This is a genomic window from Actinomyces culturomici (genome assembly GCF_900499005.1).
GTDB lineage: Bacteria > Actinomycetota > Actinomycetes > Actinomycetales > Actinomycetaceae > Pauljensenia > Pauljensenia culturomici.
In genome coordinates, this window is the sequence record NZ_LS991318.1 from 215565 (window position 1) to 235767 (window position 20203).

The following is a 20203-nucleotide window of genomic DNA, read 5'->3' on the forward strand; positions in this document are numbered from 1 at the left end:
TATTTTGAGGGCGCCCCGGCCCGCGGAGCTCTCCCCCTCGCTATTCGTCGGCAGCGTCAGATGTGTAAAAGAGACGGGAGCGGGGACTGTCCGGCCTCGGAGCGTGCGACCGCGCGCACGACGATCCACGCGATGGCGCCGAGGGAGAAGGACGGGATCGTCACGATGACGAGGACGAGCCACATCGCCTTGGGGATGCGCGCCGGGAGCTCCTCCTCCGGCGTGCGCGACCAGTCGGCGATCGCGTACACGGTGACCGCGATCCAGACGATGACGGCGAGAATCCTCAGCATTTCTCGAGTCTATCGAAGCGTCCTCGGCCGCCGCGATCGCGGCCGTTCGCCGGTGGCGGAAGCGCGTGGTCGGGCCGGCGGGCCGGGGCGCGTGGTCGGGGCGACGGGCCGGATCAGGCGAGGACGAGGAACGCGCTCGCGGCGATCGCCCAGGCGAGCGTGTAGAGGCCGGTCGTCTTGAGGGCGGGGATGAGGCCCGTGCCCGTCGCGCCGGAGACGACCGGGCGGATCGCGGGGGCCGCGGCGGCGGCGGCGCCGATCATCGCGACGACGCCGATCCAGATCGGGTAGCCGATGAGGTGGACGAGGAGCCCGAGCGTGAAGACGGCGATCGTGAAGCAGCCGGTGTAGACGGAGCGCGACGCGGAGTCGCCGAGGCGCACCGCGAGGGTCTTCTTGCCCGAGGCCCGGTCGGAGGGGATGTCGCGGATGTTGTTCGCCATAAGGAGGGCGACCGAGAGGAGCCCGAGCGCGGATGCGGCCGACCACAGCCAGGAGGGCGCCTCCTGGATCTGCGTCCAGGTCGTGCCCGCGCACGCCATGAGTCCGAAGAACACGAAGACGAAGAGCTCGGACAGGCCGATGCCCATGTAGCCGTAGGGGGTGCGTCCGCCCGTGTAGAACCAGGCGGCGATGACCGCGGCGACGCCGGGGACGAGGAGGATCCACTGGCCCGACAGGGCGAGGAGGACGAGTCCGGCGACGCTGGCGACCGCGAAGCACGCGAGGGCGGCGGCGAGGACGGTCCTCGGGGCGGCGAGGTGGCCGCCGGTGAGTCGAGCGGGGCCCTTGCGGTGCTCGTCGGTGCCCCGGATCCCGTCGGAGTAGTCGTTCGAGTAGTTGACGCCGATCTGGAGGGCGAGTGCGACGACGAGGGCGAGGAGCGCGCGGCCCGGGTGGAGTCCGCCGAGGTAGTCGGCGGCGGCCGTCCCGACGAGGACGGGGGCGGCGGCCGCAGGGAGGGTGCGGGGGCGCGCGCCCTCGACCCAGTCGCTCAGAGTCGCCACGCGACTCCCTCCTTCCGGCGCGTCAGCGCCACCAGTCCCGTTCGGGGGAGGTCGCGGCCTCGGCGAGGGCGTCCGCGGCGCGGCGATCGACCTTCATGCCCTTGAGGCCCTTGATGTAGGGGATCTCGTCGACGGCGACGACGCGGCGCGGGGCGGAGGCGCGTCCGAGGACGGAGCCGACGCGATCGCGGACGGCGCGGCCGAGTTCGGCCATGCGCTCGGACGAATCCGGCATCGACGTGGGGACGACGAGGGCGGTGACGACCTCGCCCCACTTCTCGTCGGGGCTCGCGGTCACCCAGGCGTCGGCGATGCCGTCGATGCCGAGGACCGCGTCGAGGACCTGCGCGGGGGCGACCGACAGGCCGCCGGTGATGACGACGTCGTCTGCGCGCCCCTCGACGCGGACGAGTCCGCCGCCGCTGATGAGGCCCATGTCTCCGGTGAGGAGCCAGCGCCGGCCTCCCTCGTCGAAGAAGGGCGAGTCGCCGTCGAGATAGCGGGTCATGAGGACGGGGCCGGCGATCGCGAGGCGCGAGTGGCCGTCGCGGTCGACGGCGCGGACCTCGACGCACGCGAGCGGGACCCCGTCGTAGACGCAGCCGCCGCAGGTCTCGGTCATCCCGTAGGTGGTGACGACGTGGAGGCCGAGTTCGGCGGCGCGCTCGAGCAGGCCGGGGCGGATCGAGGACCCGCCGACGAGGATCGCCGTGAGGGAGGCGAGGGCGCCCACGACCTCGTCGCCCGCGTCGAGGCAGGCGGCGAGCTGGGTGGGGACGAGTGAGAGGTAGCCGGGGACCTCGGGGTCCTGGGTGGCGCCCGCGATCGCGGGGAGGAGCGAGGCCGGGTCGAAGTGGCCGGTGACGTCGACGATCTGCGGGTTCGTCTCGGCGACGACGGCGCGCAGGAGGACCATCGCGCCGGCGATGTGGTGCGTCGGGAGTGCGAGGATCCAGCGTCCCGGTCCGCCGAGGGCGGCCGAGGTCGCGTCGATGGAGGCGAGGATCGCCTCGATGGAGAGGCCGACGAGGCGCGGGCGCCCGGCCGTCGAGCCGGAAGTCTGGATGACGAGGTCGACGTCGTCGAAGAAGGCGGGGTCGTCGAGCCCCCCGGCGACATCGGGGTACTTCTCCGCCGGGAACGCCTCGGCTGGGGAGAGTGCGGCGCCCCGAAGAGTCGAGGGCGGGACCTCGGCCGGGTCGCGGAGAACGACGACGGTGCGCGGCGCGGGGTGCTCCGGGTCGGCGAGACGCTCCTCGTGGAGCTCGACGAGCTTGTGGAGGGCCGCGTTCGCCAGTGCGACGGCGCCGATGTTCGTGCCTCCCGGGACGACGAGCAGACGCGGTTCTGGCATTCGGGACTCCTAGGCCAACGGGGTGGGACGACGGTCCCTTTCTGACCCGAACAGCCTAGGCCCGCGCGGGACTTCAGGCGGCCTTCTCGGCTCGTTCACACGATCCTGTGGCGGATGCCCCATTACAGTACGCGACCTCATCTCGCACACCCCGAAGGGCGGCGGCTAGCATGGCGATGATGTTGAAGACTGCCTCCTCCAGGATGAAATGGGCGATCGGCTCGGCCATCGCCGTGGTTCTCGTCGCCCTCGGCGCGACGGCGACCTACGCCGTGTCCTTCGCCGAGAAGGCGCTCCCGGGCGTCTCCATCGCGGGGCAGTCGGTCACCGGCATGACTCGCGACGAGGCGATCGCCGCCGTGAAGGATCGCGCCGACAAGGCGTCCGTGACCTTCACGGTCGACGGTCGGACGACCTCGACCTCGCTCGCCGACGCGGGCGTGACGGTGGACGCCGCGAAGACCGTCGACGAGGCCTTCGCAGCGAACTCGAACCTCGGAACTCAGCTGAAGGCACTGTTCTCGCCGACGGACGTCGCCCCGGTCCTCTCGACCGACGAGGACGCCCTGTCCGCCTTCGCGACGAAGCTCGCCGAGTCGACGGGCGCCGCCGCGAAGGAGGCCGAGGTGAAGCTCGCCGACGACGGCGCCTCCTTCGTTTCGACCGAGTCGGCCGCGGGCGCTCAGATCGACGTCGCCGACGTGAAGAAGGCGATCTCGGAGGCGGCGACGTCGCTCGAGCCGTCGAAGACGGAGCTCTCGACCGCCGAGGTCACTCCGACGGTGACGACCGAGGCCGCGAAGGCGGAGGCGGACGCCGCGAACGCGCTCGTCGCCCTCGACGTGACGATCTCGGACGGCGTCGACTCCTACACCGCGGAGGCGACCGACAAGGCCTCCTGGGTGACGATCCCCCAGAACGAGGACGGGACGCTCGGCGCGCCGACTCTCGACAAGGAGAAGGTCGCCGCCTGGGTGAAGGCGACGGCCGAGAAGACGAACGTCGCGGTCGTCAACGGCGTCAACAACGTCAACTCGAAGGGCGAGGTCCTCACGGTCGCGAAGAAGGGGGTCTCCGGCTGGACGGCGAACAACGCCGATGCGGTGACGGACGCGCTCGTCTCGACCGTCGACTCCGGCCAGGCCTACTCGGGCGAGTTCACCTATGACGAGGTGAAGCCGACCTACGAGACCCGTCAGGTCGCCGAGGGCGCGGAGAACCTCGTCTACCAGGCGGCCGAGGGCGAGAAGTGGATCGACGCGAACCTCTCGACGAACACCGTCACCGCCTACGAGGGCGGGAAGGTCGTCGGCGGGCCCTTCTACGTCGTCCCGGGCGCCCCGCAGACCCCGACGGTCACGGGCACGTACCACGTGTACCTCAAGTTCGCGACGCAGACGATGCGCGGCGAGAACGTCGACGGCTCGAAGTACGAGACCCCGGACGTCCCGTGGGTCACCTACTGGACGGGCTCCTACGCCTTCCACGGCGCTCCGTGGCGCTCGTCGTTCGGCTGGTCGGGCCCGGGCGGCTCGCACGGCTGCATCAACATGCCGGTCTCGGCCGCGAAGTTCATTTACGACTGGTCGGAGATCGGGACGACGGTCGTCTCCCACTACTGACCCCACCCCCTCCCCTCCACCGAGAGCATTACCTTTCTCCGTCGAAAGCATTACTTCCGCTCGTCGAGGGGATGCGGTCGGGTCCATTTCAGGGGATGCGGTCGGCTCCGCCGCGACGGACGAGGCCGGGGCGGTGAACCGAAGACGCGACAAGGGCGGGCGATCCCACGGGGGATCGCCCGCCCTTCGCGCTCTTCGCTCAGAAGTAGTACGGGTGCCCGCTCCAGTCGGGGGCGCGGTGCTCGAGGAACGCGTCGCGCCCCTCCTGCGCCTCGGGCGTCATGTACGCCATGCGCGTCGCCTCCCCGGCGAAGACCTGCTGGCCCGCCATCCCGTCGTCGGCGAGGTTGAACGCGAACTTCAGCATGCGGATCGCCTGGGGGGACTTGCGGGCGATCGTCGCGGCCCATTCGAGTGCGGTGGTCTCGAGCTCGGCGTGGGGGACGGCCCGGTTGACGACGCCCCAGCGCTCGGCGGTGGCGGCGTCGTAGCGCTCGGCGAGGAAGAAGATCTCTCGCGCGCGCTTGTCGCCGACCTGGCGGGCGAGCAGGGCGGATCCGTATCCGGCGTCGAAGGAGCCGACGTTCGCGTCGGTCTGCATGAATGCGGCGTGCTCGAGCGAGGCGACGGAGAGGTCGCAGACGACGTTGAGCGAGTGCCCGCCTCCGGCGGCCCACCCGGGGATCGCGGCGATGACGACCTTCGGCATCGTGCGGATGAGTCGCTGGACCTCGAGGATGTGGAGGCGCCCGGCCTTGGCCGGATCGACCTGCTCGCGTCGGGTCGCGGTGTCGGCGCCGGGGTCGGCGCCCTCGACCTCGTAGCGGTAGCCGTCGGTTCCGCGGACGCGCTGGTCGCCGCCGGAGCAGAAGGAGTAGCCGCCGTCCTTGGCGCTCGGCCCGTTGCCGGTGAGGATGACGGCGGCGACGTCGCCGGTCATACGGGCGTGGTCGAGGCACCGGTAGAGCTCGTCGACGGTCGAGGGGCGGAACGCGTTGCGGATGTCGGGCCGGTCGAAGGCGATGCGGACGACGGGCAGATCGTCGCCGACGGGGCGTCCGTCGACGTCGCGGCCGCGCGAGATCGCCCGGTGGTAGGTGAGGTCGTGGAGGTCGAAGCCGACGACCTCGCGCCACCGGTCGGGGTCGAAGGTGTCGGACACGAAGGGCAGTGCGCTCATGCGTCCAGGGTACGCGGTCGCCTGCGCGCCGCCCGGTACTCTTCGGGCATGACCGTCCCGCTTCCCGACGCGCCGCTGGGCGCGACCGCCGGCCCTCTTCGTTTCCCGATCCCCGACCGTCCCGCCGCGGGCCTCGCATTCGCGCTCGACCTCGCCCGCCTCGGGGCCGGGTCGCGCTCGTGGATCGCGGTTCACGAGGCCGGGGCGGCGCGCTCGGAGGTGGAGGAGGTCGAGCGCCTCGTCCTCTCTCTCGCTCATGGCGCCGACGGGGCCGCGCGGGCCGACGGAACGGCCATCGGGGCCGCGGGCCTGCCGGATCTCGGGCCGCTCGCGCCGGGGCCCATCGTCCTCGCCTCGAGCGATCCGGCGCACTCGGGGGCTCTCGAGGCGTGGCATCGGACGTGCTGGGAGGCGGGTTTCGCGCTCGATCTCGCGGACGGCGCGGCGCTCGCCGCGACCGCCGAGGACTCCGAGAAGGCGCCCCGCATCGTCCTCGTGTGCGGCGCCGACCGGGATTCGGCGGGGGCGAGGGCGCTCGGGTTCGACGAGCGCGCGCTCGAGGAGTTCGCGGCCCGCGGCGGCCAGGTCCTCGTCGACGCCTTCGGGGGCGAGTCCGACCCGGCGTTCCTCGACTCGGGGTTCGTCGTCGACCGGATCAGCCGAGCGACCGCCGAGGGGCGGGCCCAGGCCGCTCGTCCGCTCCCTCCGGAGGCGCGGCCGGGCCCGCTGCTCGGCGACGTCGCCGAGCCCCTGAAGCGGGCGATGGACCTCCTCGCGGATCCGGCGCCCGCTCCGCGGGCGCTGAGCGAACGAGCCCTCGCCCTCGCCGCCGAGCCTCCACGGGACGCCGAGGTCATCGCGGCCCTTCCGGGCGGCGCCCCCGCGATCACGCGCACCCGTGTCGGTGAGGGGGCGATCTGGCGCGTCGCGACTCGTCTCGACGCGGCGACTCGCAGGGGGATGCTCGGCCTCCTCGCCGCCCACGCCCGCATTCGCCCGGTGCGCGCGGACCTGCCCGACGGGGTCGAGGCGCGCGAGCGCGACGGGGCGCTCCTCCTCGTCTCCCACGCCGATCGGGCGCGCGAACTGAGCGGCGTCGTCGGGCGCGATCTCCTGGCCGGGGCGAGGGCCACGGGCCACGTCGTCCTCGGGGCGCGCTCGGCGATGGTCGTCGTCGATGAGGGCGATTCCCGAGCAACGACGGCATGATGGTCCCCATGACCGATTCCCCGCGCGCCGCGCTCACCCGGATCCCCCTCGACTCCCTGTCGCCGAGGGCGCAGCGGATCCTCGACGGCGTCGACGATCTGCTCCTTCACGCGCTTCCGATGAACGTCCGCTTCCGCAGGGTGACGAGTCGCGACGGGCTCCTTCTCCACGGGCCCTCCGGCTGGTCGGAGGCCGCGCCCTTCTGGGATTACGACCCGGTCGAGTCCTCGACCTGGCTCGCCGGCATCGACGGGACGATCGCAACGGCGATCGGCGTCGGGCTCGGGACGGGGAGGCCCGTGACGTGCCTGCTCGGCGACCTCTCCTTCCTCCACGACGCCGGCGCGCTCGCGATCCCCGCGGACGAGGCCNGAGAGCGGGGAGGAGGGGAGGGGCGCGGCGTGCGAGGATTGGGGCATGGAGAACGCGAACCCCGGCGCCTTCCGCGCCGACCTCAGGAAGCGGACGAGCGACGTCGCCTCGATGTTCGACGGCGTCGCCGAGCGCTACGACCTCATGGACGCCCTCATGACCGGCGGTATGGACCACGTGTGGATGGCGGCGCTGCGCAAGGCCGCCGATCCGCGGCCGGGGGAGCGGATCCTCGACCTCGCGGCGGGCACCGGCGCCTCGTCCGCGGTCCTCGCGAAGGCGGGGGCCGAGGTCGTGGCCTGCGACCTGTCGGAGGGGATGATCGAGGTGGGGCGTCGCCGTCATCCCGACATCGAGTTCGTTCAGGGGGATGCGCTCGATCTCCAATTCGAGGAGGCCTCCTTCGACGCGGTGACGATCTCCTGGGGCCTGCGGAACATCCCGGACCCCGAGCGGGCGCTGCGCGAGATGGCGCGCGTCGTCCGTCCGCGGGGGCGCCTCGTCGTCTGCGAGTTCTCGACGCCGCCGAACGCGGTCTTCCGCTCGCTCTACTCCTTCTACCAGTCGACCGTGATGCCGACGCTCGCGAGGGCGATGTCGTCGAACGACGTCGCCTACGACTACCTCATCGAGTCGATCCGCGACTGGCCGGACCAGGAGGCCGTCGGTCGGATGATCGCCGCCAACGGCTGGACCGAGGTCGAGTACCGCAACCTCACGGGCGGCATCGCGGCGCTCCATCGGGCGGTCAAGCCCCTGCCCTGAGCCTTCGCGCGAGCCGCGCGTCGGCGCCCTCGAAGACCCGGGATTCGCCCCGCTTCGCCCCGCGAGGCGGGGCGCTTCGCATCCGGTACGGATTTAGGAGCCCCTCACCTTTTCAAATTCAAGGACCAGAGTCCCGGTGCGCCGGAGGAGAATCGGCGGAATCCCACGATTCACGGCCCCGGGCATCGGCGCCCCCTCCGAGGGGCTACGCTGTCGATTCGGATCGCGGTGCAGTGCACACCGCGAGGCCATGCACACATGCGCAGTTTCGCGCTGCGCGATACACGGGAGGAACACCAGTGGTCGATGACCTGACCGGCGACATGCGCGCCGACGTGGTCGTCGTCGGCGCAGGACCGGCGGGAGCCTCCACCGCCTACCACCTCGCCGTACTGGGAATCGACGTCCTCGTCCTCGAAAAGGCCGAATTCCCGCGGGACAAGATCTGCGGCGACGGCCTCACCCCCGCCGCGGTCCACGAGCTCATCCTCATGGGCGTGGACACCTCGACGTGGAATCGGAACCGCGGCCTCACCGTCCTCGGCGGCGGCCATACCATCACCCTCGACTGGCCCGACCAGAAGTCCCTTCCCGGCTACGGGATGACCCGCGCCCGCAAGGACCTCGACCACGCCCTCATTCGGCGCGCCGTCGACGCGGGCGCCCGCCTCGTCGAGGGCGCGACCGTCACCGGCGCGATCCAGGACGGCACGGGCCGCGTCGTCGGCGTCACCGCGAAGCTCGGCAAGGGCGCCGCCGCCCGCGAGATCGAGGTCCGGGGCGCCCTCGTCGCCGACTGCGGGGGAGTGGCCGCGCGACTCTCGACCTCCCTCGGCCTCGAGAAGAAGACGAAGCGCCCCATGGGCGTCGCCGCCCGCGCCTACTTTCGCTCGCCCCGCGGCGACGAGGAATTCATGGAGTCCCACCTCGAGCTGTGGAGCGGCAAGCCCGGCGAGTCCGACCTCCTGCCCGGATACGGCTGGATCTTCCCCATGGGAGACGGGATCGTCAACGTCGGCCTCGGCTCGGTCGCCTCGACCGCGAACGCCACCCAGCTCCCCTACAAGAAGGTCTTCGAGCAGTGGACGGCGAACGTCCCCGCCGAATGGGGCTTCACGCCCGAGAACCAGCTCGGCCCGCTCCGCTCGGCGGCCCTCCCGATGAGCTTCAACCGCTCCCCTCACTACGCCTGCGGCCTCGTCCTCGTCGGCGACGCCGGCGGCATGGTGTCGCCCTTCAACGGCGAGGGGATCGCGCCCGCCCTCAAGGCCGGCCGCTTCGCCGCCGACTGCATCGCGCAGGCGCTCTCCCGCGGGACCCGCGCCGGCGTCGACCGCGCGATGGGCGAATACCCCGAGCTGCTCCGCGAGGAATGGGGCGGCTACTACCAGCTCGGCCGGATCTTCGTCGCCCTCATCGAGAACCCGCGCATCATGCGCCTGTGCACGAACAAGGGCCTGCCGATCCCGCGCCTCATGACCTTCGTCCACAAGCTCTTGTCGGACGGATACGAACGCAAGGGCGGCGATCTCGACGATCGCCTCATCACGACGCTCACGCACCTGGTGCCGTCCGCATGAACGGCACTCACTCCGATCGATCCCGGGAGGAACGATGACGAATCCCTATTTCCCGCTGCTCATCATGGCCGCGGCCGCGCTCGTGCTGGCCTTCGGCGGCCTCGGGGCGTCCGCCATCCTCGGACCGACGAAGAAGTCGAAGACGAAGGCCGACAACTACGAGTGCGGCATCGAGCCGACCTCGGCCCACCTCCACGAGGGCCGCTTCCCCGTGCGCTACTACCTCGTCGCGATGACCTTCATCATCTTCGACATCGAGGTCGTCTTCATGTACCCGTGGGCCGTGAGCTTCAACCAGCTCGGCCTCTTCGGGCTCATCGCCATGCTCACCTTCATCGCGCTCATCACCGTGCCCTACGCGTACGAGTGGCGTCGCGGCGGACTGGATTACTGAGGGACAGGAAGGAACACCAATGGGTCTTGAAGAGAGCCTGCCCGCCGGCGTCGCGCTCACGAGCGTCGAGAAGGTCCTCGGCCTCGCGCGCAAGTACAGCCAGTGGCCGGTCACCATGGGCCTCGCGTGCTGCGCCATCGAGATGATGGCCGCCGGCACGCCCCGCTTCGACATGTCGCGCTTCGGCCTCGAGGTCTTCCGCGCCTCGCCGCGCCACTCCGACATGATGATCGTGTCGGGCCGCGTCTCCCACAAGATGGCCCCGGTCATCCGCCGCGTCTACGACTCGATGCCCGAGCCCAAGTGGGTGATCTCGATGGGCGCCTGCGCCTCCTCGGGCGGCATGTTCAACAACTACGCCGTCGTCCAGGGCTGCGACCACATCGTCCCCGTCGACGTCTACCTCCCCGGCTGCCCGCCGCGCCCCGAGGCCCTCATCCACGCGGTCCTCGTCCTGCGCGAGCAGATCGGCAAGGAGCCCCTCGGTGTCCACCGCCAGGAGATCGCGCGCAAGGCCGAGCAGGCCGCGCTGGCCGCCACCCCGACCCACCAGATGAAGGGACTCCTCGCATGAGCGACGAGCTCGAAACGCCCGGCGGCGCCGAGGTCGCCGCGCCCGCGCCCGGCCGGGCCTTCGCCAACCCCGAACTCATGACCCGCCGCGAGGGCCTGTTCGCCGATACGACCGGCTTCGGCGGCCTCGTCACCGAGTCCTTCCTCCCCGGCGAGTCCCCCCGCCCCTACGGCGGCTGGTTCGACACCGTCGTCGACGTCCTCGAGGAGCTCATCGGCGAGGACGGCCTCGACCCGAAGAACGTCATCGAGAAGGTCGTCGTCGACCGCGGCGAGCTCACGATCTTCATCGTCCGCGAGCACATCGCCCGCGTCGCGAAGTACCTGCGCGACGACGCGGACCTCCGCTTCGAGCTCTGCCTCGGCACGAACGGCGTCCACTACCCGGGAGATGCGGGCCGCGAGCTCCACGCGATCTACCCGCTGATGTCGATCACGTACAACCGGATGCTCCGCCTCGAGGTCGTCTGCCCCGACGCCGATCCGCACATCCCCTCGATCGTCTCGGTCTACCCGGCGAACGACTGGCAGGAGCGCGAGACCTGGGACCTCATCGGCATCGTCTTCGACGGCCACCCGTCGCTCACGCGCACGGCCCTCCCCGACGACTGGGTAGGCCACCCGCAGCGCAAGGACTACCCGCTCGGCGGCGTCCCCGTCGAATACAAGGGCGCCACCGTTCCGCCCGCCGATACTCGGAGGTCGTACAACTGATGAGCACCCCGAACTTCCACGCAGCCGCCTCCTCGACGCCGCTGGCCGCCGAGGAGATCCCCGAGGTCATGACGCAGGGCGGCGACTGGGCCGACGTCCTCAACGAGATCGAGAAGATCTCCTCGGAGCGCATCGTCGTCAACATGGGCCCGGTCCACCCGTCGACCCACGGCGTCCTCCGCCTCATCCTCGAGCTCGACGGCGAGACCGTCCGCGAGACCCGCGTCGACACCGGCTACCTCCACACCGGCATCGAGAAGACGATGGAGTACCGCACGTGGACGCAGGGCACGACGCTCTGCACCCGCATGGACTACGTCGCCCCCTTCTTCCAGGAGGTCGCCTACTGCCTCGCGGTCGAGAAGCTCCTCGGCATCACGGACGACGTCCCCGAGAGGGCGACGCTCATCCGCGTGATGATGATGGAGCTCTGCCGCATCGCCTCCCACCTCGTCGCCATCGGCTCGACCGGCAACGAGATGGGCGCGACGACGATGATGACGATCGCGTTCCGCGGTCGCGAGGAGATCCTGAGGATCTTCGAGCGGATCACGGGCCTGCGCATGAACCACGCGTACATCCGCCCCGGCGGCGTCGCGCAGGACATCGGCGAGGGCACGATCGACTACATCCGCGACCTCCTCCCGAAGGCCCGCCGCGACATCGGCGAGCTCGAGGACCTCACGAAGCAGAATCCGATCTTCAAGAAGCGCCTCTGCGACGTCGCGATCATGCCGCTCAGCGCCCTCATGGCGCTCGGCACGACCGGCCCGGGCCTGCGCGCCGCCGGCCTGCCGCTCGACCTGCGCAAGACGCAGCCCTACTGCGGCTACGACCAGTTCGAGTTCGACGTTCCCGTGCGCGACCAGTCCGACGTCTACAACCGCACGATGGTCCGCTTCGACGAGTGCTACCAGTCCCTGCGGATCGTCTACCAGGTCCTCGACCGCCTCGAGAAGTGCGAGGGCGCTCCCGTCATGGTCGCCGACCCGGAGATCGCCTGGCCCGCCCAACTTTCCGTCGCCACCGACGGCCAGGGCAACTCGCTCGACCACATCGCCGAGATCATGGGCTCGTCGATGGAGTCGCTCATCCACCACTTCAAGCTCGTGACGGAGGGCTTCAAGGTCCCGGCCGGCCAGGTCTACCAGACGATCGAGCACGCGAAGGGCGTCATCGGCGTCCACCTCGTGTCCGACGGCGGCACCCGCCCGTTCCGCGCGCACTTCCGCGATCCTTCCTTCGCGAATCTTCAGTCCCTGGCCATGATGACCGAGGGCGGCCAGCTGGCCGACGTCGTCGTCTCCCTGGCCGCCATCGACCCGGTCCTTGGAGGCGTCGACCGATGAGTTACACCCAGGAGATCGAAGCCCGACTTCGGGCCGATTCCGCCGAGATCATCGCGCGGTACCCGAGCGGGCACTCCCGCTCCGCGATGCTCCCGATGCTCCACCTCGTCCAGTCCGTCGACGGCTACGTGAGCCCCGACGGCATCGCGCTCATCGCCGAGCTCCTCGACGTGTCGCGCGCCGAGGTGAGCGCGGTCGCCACCTTCTACACGCAGTACAAGCGCCACCCCAACGGCGACTACCTCGTCGGCGTCTGCACGAACGCGCTCTGCGCGGTCATGGGCGGCGACGCGATCTGGGACGCCGTGTCCGAGCACGTCGGCGTCGGATCCGATGAGACGAACGAGTCGGGCCGCATCACCCTCGAGCGCATCGAGTGCAACGCCGCGTGCGATTACGCGCCGGTCGTCATGGTGAACTGGGAGTTCTTCGACAACATGACTCCGGAGTCCGCGATCGCCCTCGTCGACGATCTCGAGGCCGGGCGCCCCGCGCACCCGACCCGCGGCCCGGAGACGGTCCCCACCTTCAAGGAGAACGAGCGCACGCTCGCCGGCTTCCTCGACGGACACGCGAACGAAGGCCCCTCGGCCGGGGAGCCGACCCTCCTCGGTCGTCGCCTCGCCGCGCAGAACGGCTGGACCGAGCCGATCGCCGTCGCGGACGAGGGCGCGGCCGACGACGCCAAGGGAGGCGAGCAGGAATGACGACATTCGCAGCACCCGGGCCCCTCACGCCGATCCTCTCGAACGGCTGGGGCGAAGAGCGTTCCTGGACGCTCGAGTCCTACCTCAAGCGGGGCGGCTACGAGGGCCTGAAGAAGGCGAACACGCTGGAGGCCGCCCAGGTCCTCGAGACCGTTAAGGCGTCGGGCCTTCGCGGCCGAGGCGGCGCGGGCTTCCCGACGGGCCTCAAGTGGTCCTTCCTCCCGCCGGACGACGGCCTTCCCCGCTACCTCGTCGTCAACGCCGACGAGTCCGAGCCGGGCACGTGCAAGGACATCCCGACGATCATGGCGAACCCGCACATCCTCGTCGAGGGCGTCGCGATCACGAGCCGGGCGATCAACTGCAAGCACGCGTTCATCTACCTGCGCGGCGAGGTCGTCCACGTCTACCGCCGCCTGCTCGCCGCCATCAAGGAGGCGACGGACGCGGGCCTGCTCGGCGATCTGAAGATCACCGCACACGCGGGCGCCGGCGCCTACATCTGCGGCGAGGAGTCCGCGCTCCTCGACTCGCTCGAGGGCCGCCGCGGCCACCCGCGCATCAAGCCGCCGTTCCCGGCGGTCGCGGGCCTCTACGCGCGTCCGACCGTCGTCAACAACGTCGAGTCGATCGCCCAGGTCGTCGGCATCTTCCGCAACTCGCCCGAGTGGTACGCGTCGATGGGCACGGAGAAGTCGAAGGGCCACGGCCTCTTCTCGATCTCCGGCCACGTCAACAACCCCGGCCAGTTCGAGGCGCCCTTCGGCATCACGATGCGCGAGCTCATCGACATGGCCGGCGGCATCCGCGACGGGCACACCCTGAAGTTCTGGACCCCCGGCGGCTCGTCGACCCCGATCTTCACCGAGGCCGAGCTCGACACGCCGCTCGACTACGAGTCGGTCGGCGCCGCGGGCTCGATGCTCGGCACCCGCGCCCTCCAGGTGTTCGACGAGACGACCTCGGTCGTCCGCGTCATCACCCGCTGGTCGGAGTTCTACCAGCACGAGTCCTGCGGCAAGTGCACCCCCTGCCGCGAGGGCACGTACTGGATCAAGCAGATCATGTACCGCCTCGAGAAGGGCCAGGGCCTCCCCGGCGACGTCGATCTCCTCGACGAGATCGCCCACAACATCGCCGGGCGCTCGTTCTGCCCGCTCGGCGACGCGGCGGCGACGCCGATCATGTCGGGCATCAAGAGGTTCCGCGAGGAGTTCGAGGCCGGCCTCACGACCCCGGCCCGCGAGCTCTTCCCCTACGAGGCATCCGCCATCTACGCGCGAGGAGGTGTCCGATGAGCGACGCTCCGAAGATGATCGACGTCATCATCGACGACGTCCAGGTGAGCGTCCCCCAGGGCACTCTCGTCATCAGGGCCGCCGAGCAGGTCGGGATCCGCATCCCGCGCTTCTGCGACCACCCTCTCCTCAAGCCGGTCGCGGCCTGCCGCCAGTGCCTCGTCGAGGTCGGTATGCCCGACCGCAACACCGGCGAGCTCCGGTTCATGCCGAAGCCGCAGCCGGCCTGCGCGCAGACGGTCGCCCCCGGCATGGTGGTGAAGACCCAGCACACGTCGGAGGTCGCGAAGCGGGCTCAGCACGGCGTGATGGAGTTCCTCCTCATCAACCACCCGCTCGACTGCCCGATCTGCGACAAGGGCGGCGAGTGCCCCCTGCAGAACCAGGCGATGACGGACGGCCGCGGGAAGTCCCGCTTCGCCGACGCGAAGCGCACGTACCGCAAGCCGCTGCGCCTCACGAGCCAGATCCTCCTCGATCGCGACCGCTGCATCCTCTGCCAGCGCTGCGTGCGCTTCGGCAAGGAGATCTCGGGCGACGTCTTCATCGACCTCCAGGGCCGTGGCGGCGGCACCGCCCCGACCGACGACCACTACTTCATGGCCGAGCAGATCGGCGGCTTCGACACGTCGACGCTCGACTACCACGATCCGAAGGCGAAGGACCTTGGCACAGCGGGCATCTCCGGCCCGTACGGCGAGGCCGGGATCCTCGGCTCGGTGAACGAGGGCGACCTCACGGACGCCGATCGCGACCAGTCGGGCCGCGCCTTCGCGTCCTACTTCTCGGGCAACATCATCCAGATCTGCCCGGTCGGCGCCCTCACGGCCTCGTCCTACCGCTTCCGCGCGCGCCCCTTCGACCTCGTGTCGACGGCCTCGGTCACCGAGCACGACGCGTCGGGCTCCGTGATCCGCGTCGACATCCGCCGCGGCGAGGTCGTCCGTCGGATGGCCGGCAACGAGCCGGAGGTCAACGAGGAATGGATCACCGATAAGGACCGCTTCGCGTTCGAGTGGGACAAGGAGTCCCGCATCGCGACGCCGCTCGTCCGCGAGGACGGGGAGCTCGTCCCGACCTCGTGGTCGGACGCGCTCGACCGCGTGCGCAAGGGCCTCGAGGCCGCTTCCGGCGAGGTCGGGTTCCTGCCCGGCGGCCGCCTCTCCTTCGAGGACGCCTGGGCGTGGGGCAAGTTCGCCCGCACGGTCGTCGGCTCCGATTCGATCGACTTCCGCTCGCGCGACCTGTCGGAGGAGGAGCGCTCGTTCCTCGCCTCGCAGGTCGCAGGCTCCGGCCTCGGCGTCACCTACGCCGATCTCGAGAAGGCGGGCCGCGTCCTCCTCGTCGCCCTCGAGCCCGAGGACGAGTGCGGCGCGATCTTCCTGCGCCTCCGCAAGGGCGTGCGCGCCGGGTCCGTCAAGGTCTCGACGGTCGCCCCCTTCACCTCGAAGGGCTCGGTCAAGCTCTCCGCGGACCTCCTCCGCGCGGCTCCGGGCACCGAGGTCGAGGTCCTCGACTCGATCCGCGAGGGCGGCGAGTTCGCCGAGCTCGCGGGCTCCCTCGACGGCGGGGTCGTCCTCGTCGGCGAGCGCGCCGCCCGCACCCCGGGCCTCCTCACCGCGGCCGTCGATCTCGCCGCGCGCACCGGCGCCCGCCTGCAGTGGGTGCCGCGCCGCGCCGGCGATCGCGCCGCCCTCGAGGCGGGCCTCCTCCCGGGGCTCCTGCCCTTCGGCCGTTCCCTGAGCGACGAGGCCGCAGCCGCCTCCCTCGGCTGGACGACACTGCCCGGGGCCCGCGGCCTCGACGCCGCGGCCCAGCTCGCCGGGGCCCTCGACGGCTCCGTCTCGGCGCTCGTCGTCGGCGGCGTTGACGTTCGCGACTTCGAGGATCCGGCCTCGGTGCTCCGCGCGCTCGAGGCGGTGCCCTTCCTCGTGTCGCTCGAGGTGCGCGCCTCGGATGTCACCGAGCTCGCCGACGTCGTCCTCCCGGTCGCCCCGCCGATCGAGAAGAACGGCACGTTCATCGACTGGGAGGGCCGCCTGCGTCCCTTCGGCCAGGCCGTGTCCGCCCGCTCGCTCACCGATCGCGACGTCCTCGGCAAGCTCGCCGAGGAGTGCGGAGTGGACCTCGGGGTCACGACGCTCACCGACTTGTACGACGAGGTCAACCCCCTCATCGACTGGGCCGGCGCCCGCGAGGCATTCTCGCCGGTCGAGGCGCCCGCCCCGACGGCGGTCGCCCCCGGCCAGGCGGTTCTCGCGACTCACAAGCCGATGCTCGACGCCGGCCGTCTCCAGGACGGCGCGCCCTGGCTCGCCGGAGCGGCCCGCCGCCCCGTCGCCCTCGCCTCCGCCGCGACCCTCGAGGCCGCCGGAGTCGCTCAGGGCGATGAGCTCGCGCTCACGACCGAACGCGGTTCCCTCGCACTGCCCGCGTACGCCGCGGATCTGCCCGACAACGTCGTGTGGGTTCCGGAGTGCTCGCAGGGCTCCCTCGTCCATCAGTCACTCGGCACCGCCGGCGCCGTCGTGGCTCTCAGCGCCACAGGGGAGGTGGCCCGGTGAATCTTCTGCTCGCCGCGGTGCCCGACTACACCGCTTCCGACTTCTCGGACGAGACGTGGTGGCTCACGCTCATCAAAGCCGTGTTCATCATCGTCTTCCTCATCCTCAACGTCCTGCTCGCCCTCTGGGTCGAGCGGCGCGGACTCGGCCGCATGCAGACGCGACCGGGCCCGAACGTCGCCGGCCCCCTCGGCCTGCTGCAGGCGATCGCCGACGCCGGCAAGCTCCTCTTCAAGGAGGACATGTGGACGCGGCGCGCGGATAAGTTCCTCTACTTCCTCGCGCCGGCGATCGCGGCCTTCTCCGCGTTCTCCGTCTTCGCGGTGATCCCGATGGGTCCGAACGTCCGCATGTTCGGCCACTCGAGCCCTCTCCAGCTCGCCGATATGCCGGTCGCGACGCTCTACATCCTCGCGATCACGTCGCTCGGCCTCTACGGAGTCGTGCTCGGCGGCTGGTCGACCCGTTCGACCCTTCCGCTCTACGGCGCGGTCCGCTCCTCCGCCCAGGTGATCTCCTACGAGCTCGCCATGGGCATGGCGCTCGTCTCCGTGTTCCTCATGTCGGGCACGATGTCAACCTCGCAGATCGTCGCCTCGCAGGCGCGCGTCTGGTGGGCGTTCGCGCTCATCCCGGCGTTCATCGTCTATTGCATCAGCGCCTGCGGTGAGGTCAACCGCCTCCCCTTCGACCTCCCCGAGGCCGAGGGCGAGCTCGTCGCCGGTCACATGACCGAGTACTCGTCGATGAAGTTCGGCTGGTACTACCTCTCCGAGTACGTCAACATGCTCAACGTCTCGGCGGTCGCGACGACGATGTTCTTCGGCGGCTGGCACGCGCCCTGGCCGATCTCCCACATCGCCTTCCTCAACGACGGCTGGTGGGGCATGCTGTGGTTCTTCCTCAAGATGTGGTTCTTCATGTTCCTCCTCATCTGGACCCGCGCCACGCTGCTCCGCTTCCGCTACGACCAGTTCATGTCGCTCGGCTGGAAGTGGCTCATGCCGATCGCCCTCGTCTGGCTCGTCGCCGTCGCGGTCGTCCGCGGCATCACCGCGTGGGTCGAGGTCTCCCTGCCGGTCCTCGGCGTCGCGATCGTCGTCCTCTTCGCGATCATCATGCTGATCCTCTGGGTGACCGATAAGGGCGAGCCCGAGCCGAAGCCGAACCCGGCCGACGAGGAGTACACGGGCTTCGCGGACGGGTTCCCCGTCCCGCCGCTCCCGGGCCAGCAGCCCGTCGCCTCGGCGCGCGCCGGCCGCGCCCCGATCCTCGCGACCGCCTCGAAGGAGGGCACTGATGAGTAAGAGAAACCCGGGTCGCAACGACATGAGCTTCGAGCACGACCCGCTCAATCCGATCAGCGAGTTCTTCGCGCCGGTCGCCGGGTACGGGGTGACGATCGCGTCGTTCTTCCGCCCGACGGTCACCGAGCAGTACCCGAGCGAGCCCGCGCGCGTCCAGCCCCGCTTCCACGGTCGCCACCAGCTCAACCGCTACGCGGACGGCCTCGAGAAGTGCATCGGCTGCGAGCTGTGCGCGTGGGCGTGCCCCGCGGATGCGATCCTCGTCGAGGCCGCGTCGAACACCCCCGAGGCGCAGTACTCGCCGGGCGAGCGGTTCGGCAACGTCTACCAGATCAACTACCTGCGCTGCATCTTCTGCGGGATGTGCATCGAGGCCTGCCCGACGCGCGCCCTCACGATGAGCAACGACTTCGAGCTCGCGACGTACGAGCGCGCCGACGACATCTACGAGAAGCAGGACCTCCTCGTCCCGCTCAAGGACGGGATGCTCGCGCCTCCGCACCCGATGGTCGAGGGCCTCTTCGACGGCGACTACTACCGCGGGAAGGTCGAGGGCGCGACGCAGACCCAGATCGACTGGGTGAAGGAGCGCCGTCCCGAGGATCCGAGCCTCAACACCGTCAAGGCCGTGGCCGAGGAGGCACGTCGATGAATCTCTTGGGTAATTGGCCCGCCATGGCCTCGACCGGAGAGGCCGTGCTGTTCTCGTGCTCGGCGATCTTCATGATCGCCTGCGCGATCGGCGTCCTCTTCTTCAAGAAGGCGGCCTACTCGGCGATCTGCATGGTCGGCGTCATGCTCGGCCTCGCGGTCCTCTACATCACCGAGTCCGCCCCCTTCCTCGGCATCGTCCAGGTCGTCGTCTACACGGGCGCGATCATGATGCTGTTCCTCTTCGTCATCATGATGATCGGCATCGGCGCGACCGACGACTACGCGACCCAGTCGCGCGGCTCGATCGTCGCGGCGGTCGTCGGGGGCCTCGGCCTTGCCGCGATCCTCATCGCGACCATCGGCCACACGACCGTCACGACCTACACGGGCCTCGCCCCGGAGGATCAGTACTCCGACGAGCCGATCACCGCGCTCGCGACGACGCTCTTCTCCGAGCACTGGCTGACGATGGAGGTCGCCGGCGCGCTCCTCATCACCGCCGCGATCGGCGCGATGCTCCTCACCCACACGGACCGCCTCGGCCCGAAGATCAACCAGGCGGAGACGGCGCGCGCGAAGATGCGCGCCTTCGCCGAGTCCGGCCGTCGCATCGGCCAGCTCCCCGCCCCGGGCGTCTACGCGCACACGAACGCCGCCGACGTCCCCGCGATCTCCGGCGAGACTCTCGGCCCGATCGAGGAGTCGGTCCCGCGCGTCATCCGCGTCCGCGGCCTCTCCCGCTCGATCGACCAGGTCGACCACGAGGTCGCCCAGTCGCTCATGCTCGCCCGCGAGGGCGACGTCATCGATTCGCCCTTCGCCCTCGAGGCCTCGAGCGCGATCCCGCGCTCTGGCTCCTGGGGCATGCCCGGCCCCGCGGCCCCGACCGGTCTCGACCAGCCGATGGGCCCGACGGCCGCCGAGGGCGCTGCCACCGAACCCGCCCAGGAGGAGGAGAAGTGAGTCTGTCCTGGTACCTCGTTCTCGCGGGGGTGCTCTTCGCGATCGGCGCGGTGATCGTCCTCGTCCGCCGTTCGGCGATCATCTCGCTCATGGGCGTCGAGCTCATGCTCAACTCGGCGAACCTCGTGTTCGTCACCTTCGCGAGGATCCTCGGCGACGTCAACGGCGAGATCATGGCGTTCTTCGTCATGATCGTCGCCGCCGCGGAGGTCGTCGTCGGCCTCGCGATCATCGTGTCCATCTTCAAGTCGCGCTCCACCACGAGCGTCGACGACGTCAACCTGCTCAAGCACTGAGG

At 70.5% G+C, this 20203-nt stretch carries 19 protein-coding genes and 1 pseudogene; 16 read left to right on the forward strand and 4 right to left on the reverse strand.

What is annotated here, in order from left to right; genetic code table 11:
* Window positions 1–56: 56 nt before the first annotated feature.
* From DY157_RS10715 to DY157_RS10725, 3 genes are all read right to left on the reverse strand, one after another.
* Window positions 57–293, reverse strand: a complete 237-nt coding sequence (locus tag DY157_RS10715; protein WP_175578455.1) for a hypothetical protein — start codon at window positions 291–293, stop codon at window positions 57–59.
* Window positions 294–406: 113 nt separating this feature from the next.
* On the reverse strand, window positions 407–1300 hold the full coding sequence (locus tag DY157_RS10720) for a 1,4-dihydroxy-2-naphthoate polyprenyltransferase (RefSeq protein ID WP_115728629.1): 894 nt from the start codon (window positions 1298–1300) through the stop codon (window positions 407–409).
* Between the two features lie 22 nt (window positions 1301–1322).
* Window positions 1323–2654: an AMP-binding protein gene (locus DY157_RS10725; RefSeq protein ID WP_115728630.1), complete on the reverse strand. Its 1332-nt coding sequence runs from the start codon at window positions 2652–2654 to the stop codon at window positions 1323–1325.
* Between the two features lie 179 nt (window positions 2655–2833).
* Here DY157_RS10725 and DY157_RS10730 point away from each other — a divergent pair, with 179 nt between their 5' ends.
* Window positions 2834–4276 carry a L,D-transpeptidase family protein gene (locus DY157_RS10730; RefSeq protein WP_115728695.1) on the forward strand — a complete coding sequence of 481 codons (1443 nt, stop codon included), beginning with the start codon at window positions 2834–2836 and terminating at the stop codon, window positions 4274–4276.
* Between the two features lie 199 nt (window positions 4277–4475).
* Here DY157_RS10730 and DY157_RS10735 read toward each other — a convergent pair whose 3' ends face one another.
* Window positions 4476–5456 (reverse strand): 1,4-dihydroxy-2-naphthoyl-CoA synthase, encoded by a 981-nt coding sequence (locus tag DY157_RS10735; protein WP_115728631.1) that lies wholly within the window; start codon window positions 5454–5456, stop codon window positions 4476–4478.
* A gap of 48 nt (window positions 5457–5504) precedes the next feature.
* Between DY157_RS10735 and DY157_RS10740 the strand changes: the two genes are divergently transcribed.
* From DY157_RS10740 to nuoK, 15 genes and pseudogenes are all read left to right on the forward strand, one after another.
* Window positions 5505–6665, forward strand: a complete 1161-nt coding sequence (locus tag DY157_RS10740; protein ID WP_115728632.1) for a type 1 glutamine amidotransferase family protein — start codon at window positions 5505–5507, stop codon at window positions 6663–6665.
* Between the two features lie 119 nt (window positions 6666–6784).
* A pseudogene (locus DY157_RS11900) lies at window positions 6785–6895 on the forward strand (o-succinylbenzoate synthase); the annotation flags it as partial.
* A gap of 187 nt (window positions 6896–7082) precedes the next feature.
* Complete coding sequence (locus tag DY157_RS10745; protein WP_115728633.1) at window positions 7083–7802, forward strand: class I SAM-dependent methyltransferase; 720 nt, start codon at window positions 7083–7085, stop codon at window positions 7800–7802.
* A gap of 323 nt (window positions 7803–8125) precedes the next feature.
* A complete protein-coding gene (locus tag DY157_RS10750) occupies window positions 8126–9382 on the forward strand; it encodes a geranylgeranyl reductase family protein (RefSeq protein ID WP_115728696.1) in 1257 nt (418 codons plus the stop codon).
* Between the two features lie 34 nt (window positions 9383–9416).
* Window positions 9417–9776, forward strand: a complete 360-nt coding sequence (ndhC, locus tag DY157_RS10755; protein WP_115728634.1) for an NADH-quinone oxidoreductase subunit A — start codon at window positions 9417–9419, stop codon at window positions 9774–9776.
* 19 nt (window positions 9777–9795) lie between these two features.
* Complete coding sequence (locus DY157_RS10760) at window positions 9796–10350, forward strand: NADH-quinone oxidoreductase subunit B (RefSeq protein ID WP_115728635.1); 555 nt, start codon at window positions 9796–9798, stop codon at window positions 10348–10350.
* Window positions 10347–11063 carry an NADH-quinone oxidoreductase subunit C gene (locus DY157_RS10765; protein ID WP_115728636.1) on the forward strand — a complete coding sequence of 239 codons (717 nt, stop codon included), beginning with the start codon at window positions 10347–10349 and terminating at the stop codon, window positions 11061–11063. Before DY157_RS10760 ends, DY157_RS10765 begins: the two co-directional genes overlap by 4 nt.
* Window positions 11063–12412 (forward strand): NADH-quinone oxidoreductase subunit D, encoded by a 1350-nt coding sequence (locus DY157_RS10770; RefSeq protein ID WP_115728637.1) that lies wholly within the window; start codon window positions 11063–11065, stop codon window positions 12410–12412. Before DY157_RS10765 ends, DY157_RS10770 begins: the two co-directional genes overlap by 1 nt.
* Entirely contained in the window at window positions 12409–13119 is a 711-nt protein-coding gene (nuoE, locus tag DY157_RS10775) for an NADH-quinone oxidoreductase subunit NuoE (protein WP_115728638.1), read from the forward strand. The genes DY157_RS10770 and nuoE overlap by 4 nt, the downstream gene beginning before the upstream one ends.
* Window positions 13116–14417: an NADH-quinone oxidoreductase subunit NuoF gene (gene nuoF, locus DY157_RS10780; RefSeq protein ID WP_115728639.1), complete on the forward strand. Its 1302-nt coding sequence runs from the start codon at window positions 13116–13118 to the stop codon at window positions 14415–14417. The genes nuoE and nuoF overlap by 4 nt, the downstream gene beginning before the upstream one ends.
* A complete protein-coding gene (locus tag DY157_RS10785) occupies window positions 14414–16981 on the forward strand; it encodes an NADH-quinone oxidoreductase subunit G (RefSeq protein ID WP_115728640.1) in 2568 nt (855 codons plus the stop codon). Before nuoF ends, DY157_RS10785 begins: the two co-directional genes overlap by 4 nt.
* Complete coding sequence (gene nuoH, locus DY157_RS10790; protein WP_115728641.1) at window positions 16978–18288, forward strand: NADH-quinone oxidoreductase subunit NuoH; 1311 nt, start codon at window positions 16978–16980, stop codon at window positions 18286–18288. The genes DY157_RS10785 and nuoH overlap by 4 nt, the downstream gene beginning before the upstream one ends.
* Entirely contained in the window at window positions 18281–18940 is a 660-nt protein-coding gene (gene nuoI / locus DY157_RS10795; RefSeq protein ID WP_115728642.1) for an NADH-quinone oxidoreductase subunit NuoI, read from the forward strand. Before nuoH ends, nuoI begins: the two co-directional genes overlap by 8 nt.
* Entirely contained in the window at window positions 18937–19905 is a 969-nt protein-coding gene (locus DY157_RS10800) for an NADH-quinone oxidoreductase subunit J (protein ID WP_115728643.1), read from the forward strand. Before nuoI ends, DY157_RS10800 begins: the two co-directional genes overlap by 4 nt.
* Window positions 19902–20201, forward strand: a complete 300-nt coding sequence (gene nuoK, locus DY157_RS10805; protein ID WP_115728644.1) for an NADH-quinone oxidoreductase subunit NuoK — start codon at window positions 19902–19904, stop codon at window positions 20199–20201. Before DY157_RS10800 ends, nuoK begins: the two co-directional genes overlap by 4 nt.
* Window positions 20202–20203: the final 2 nt, after the last annotated feature.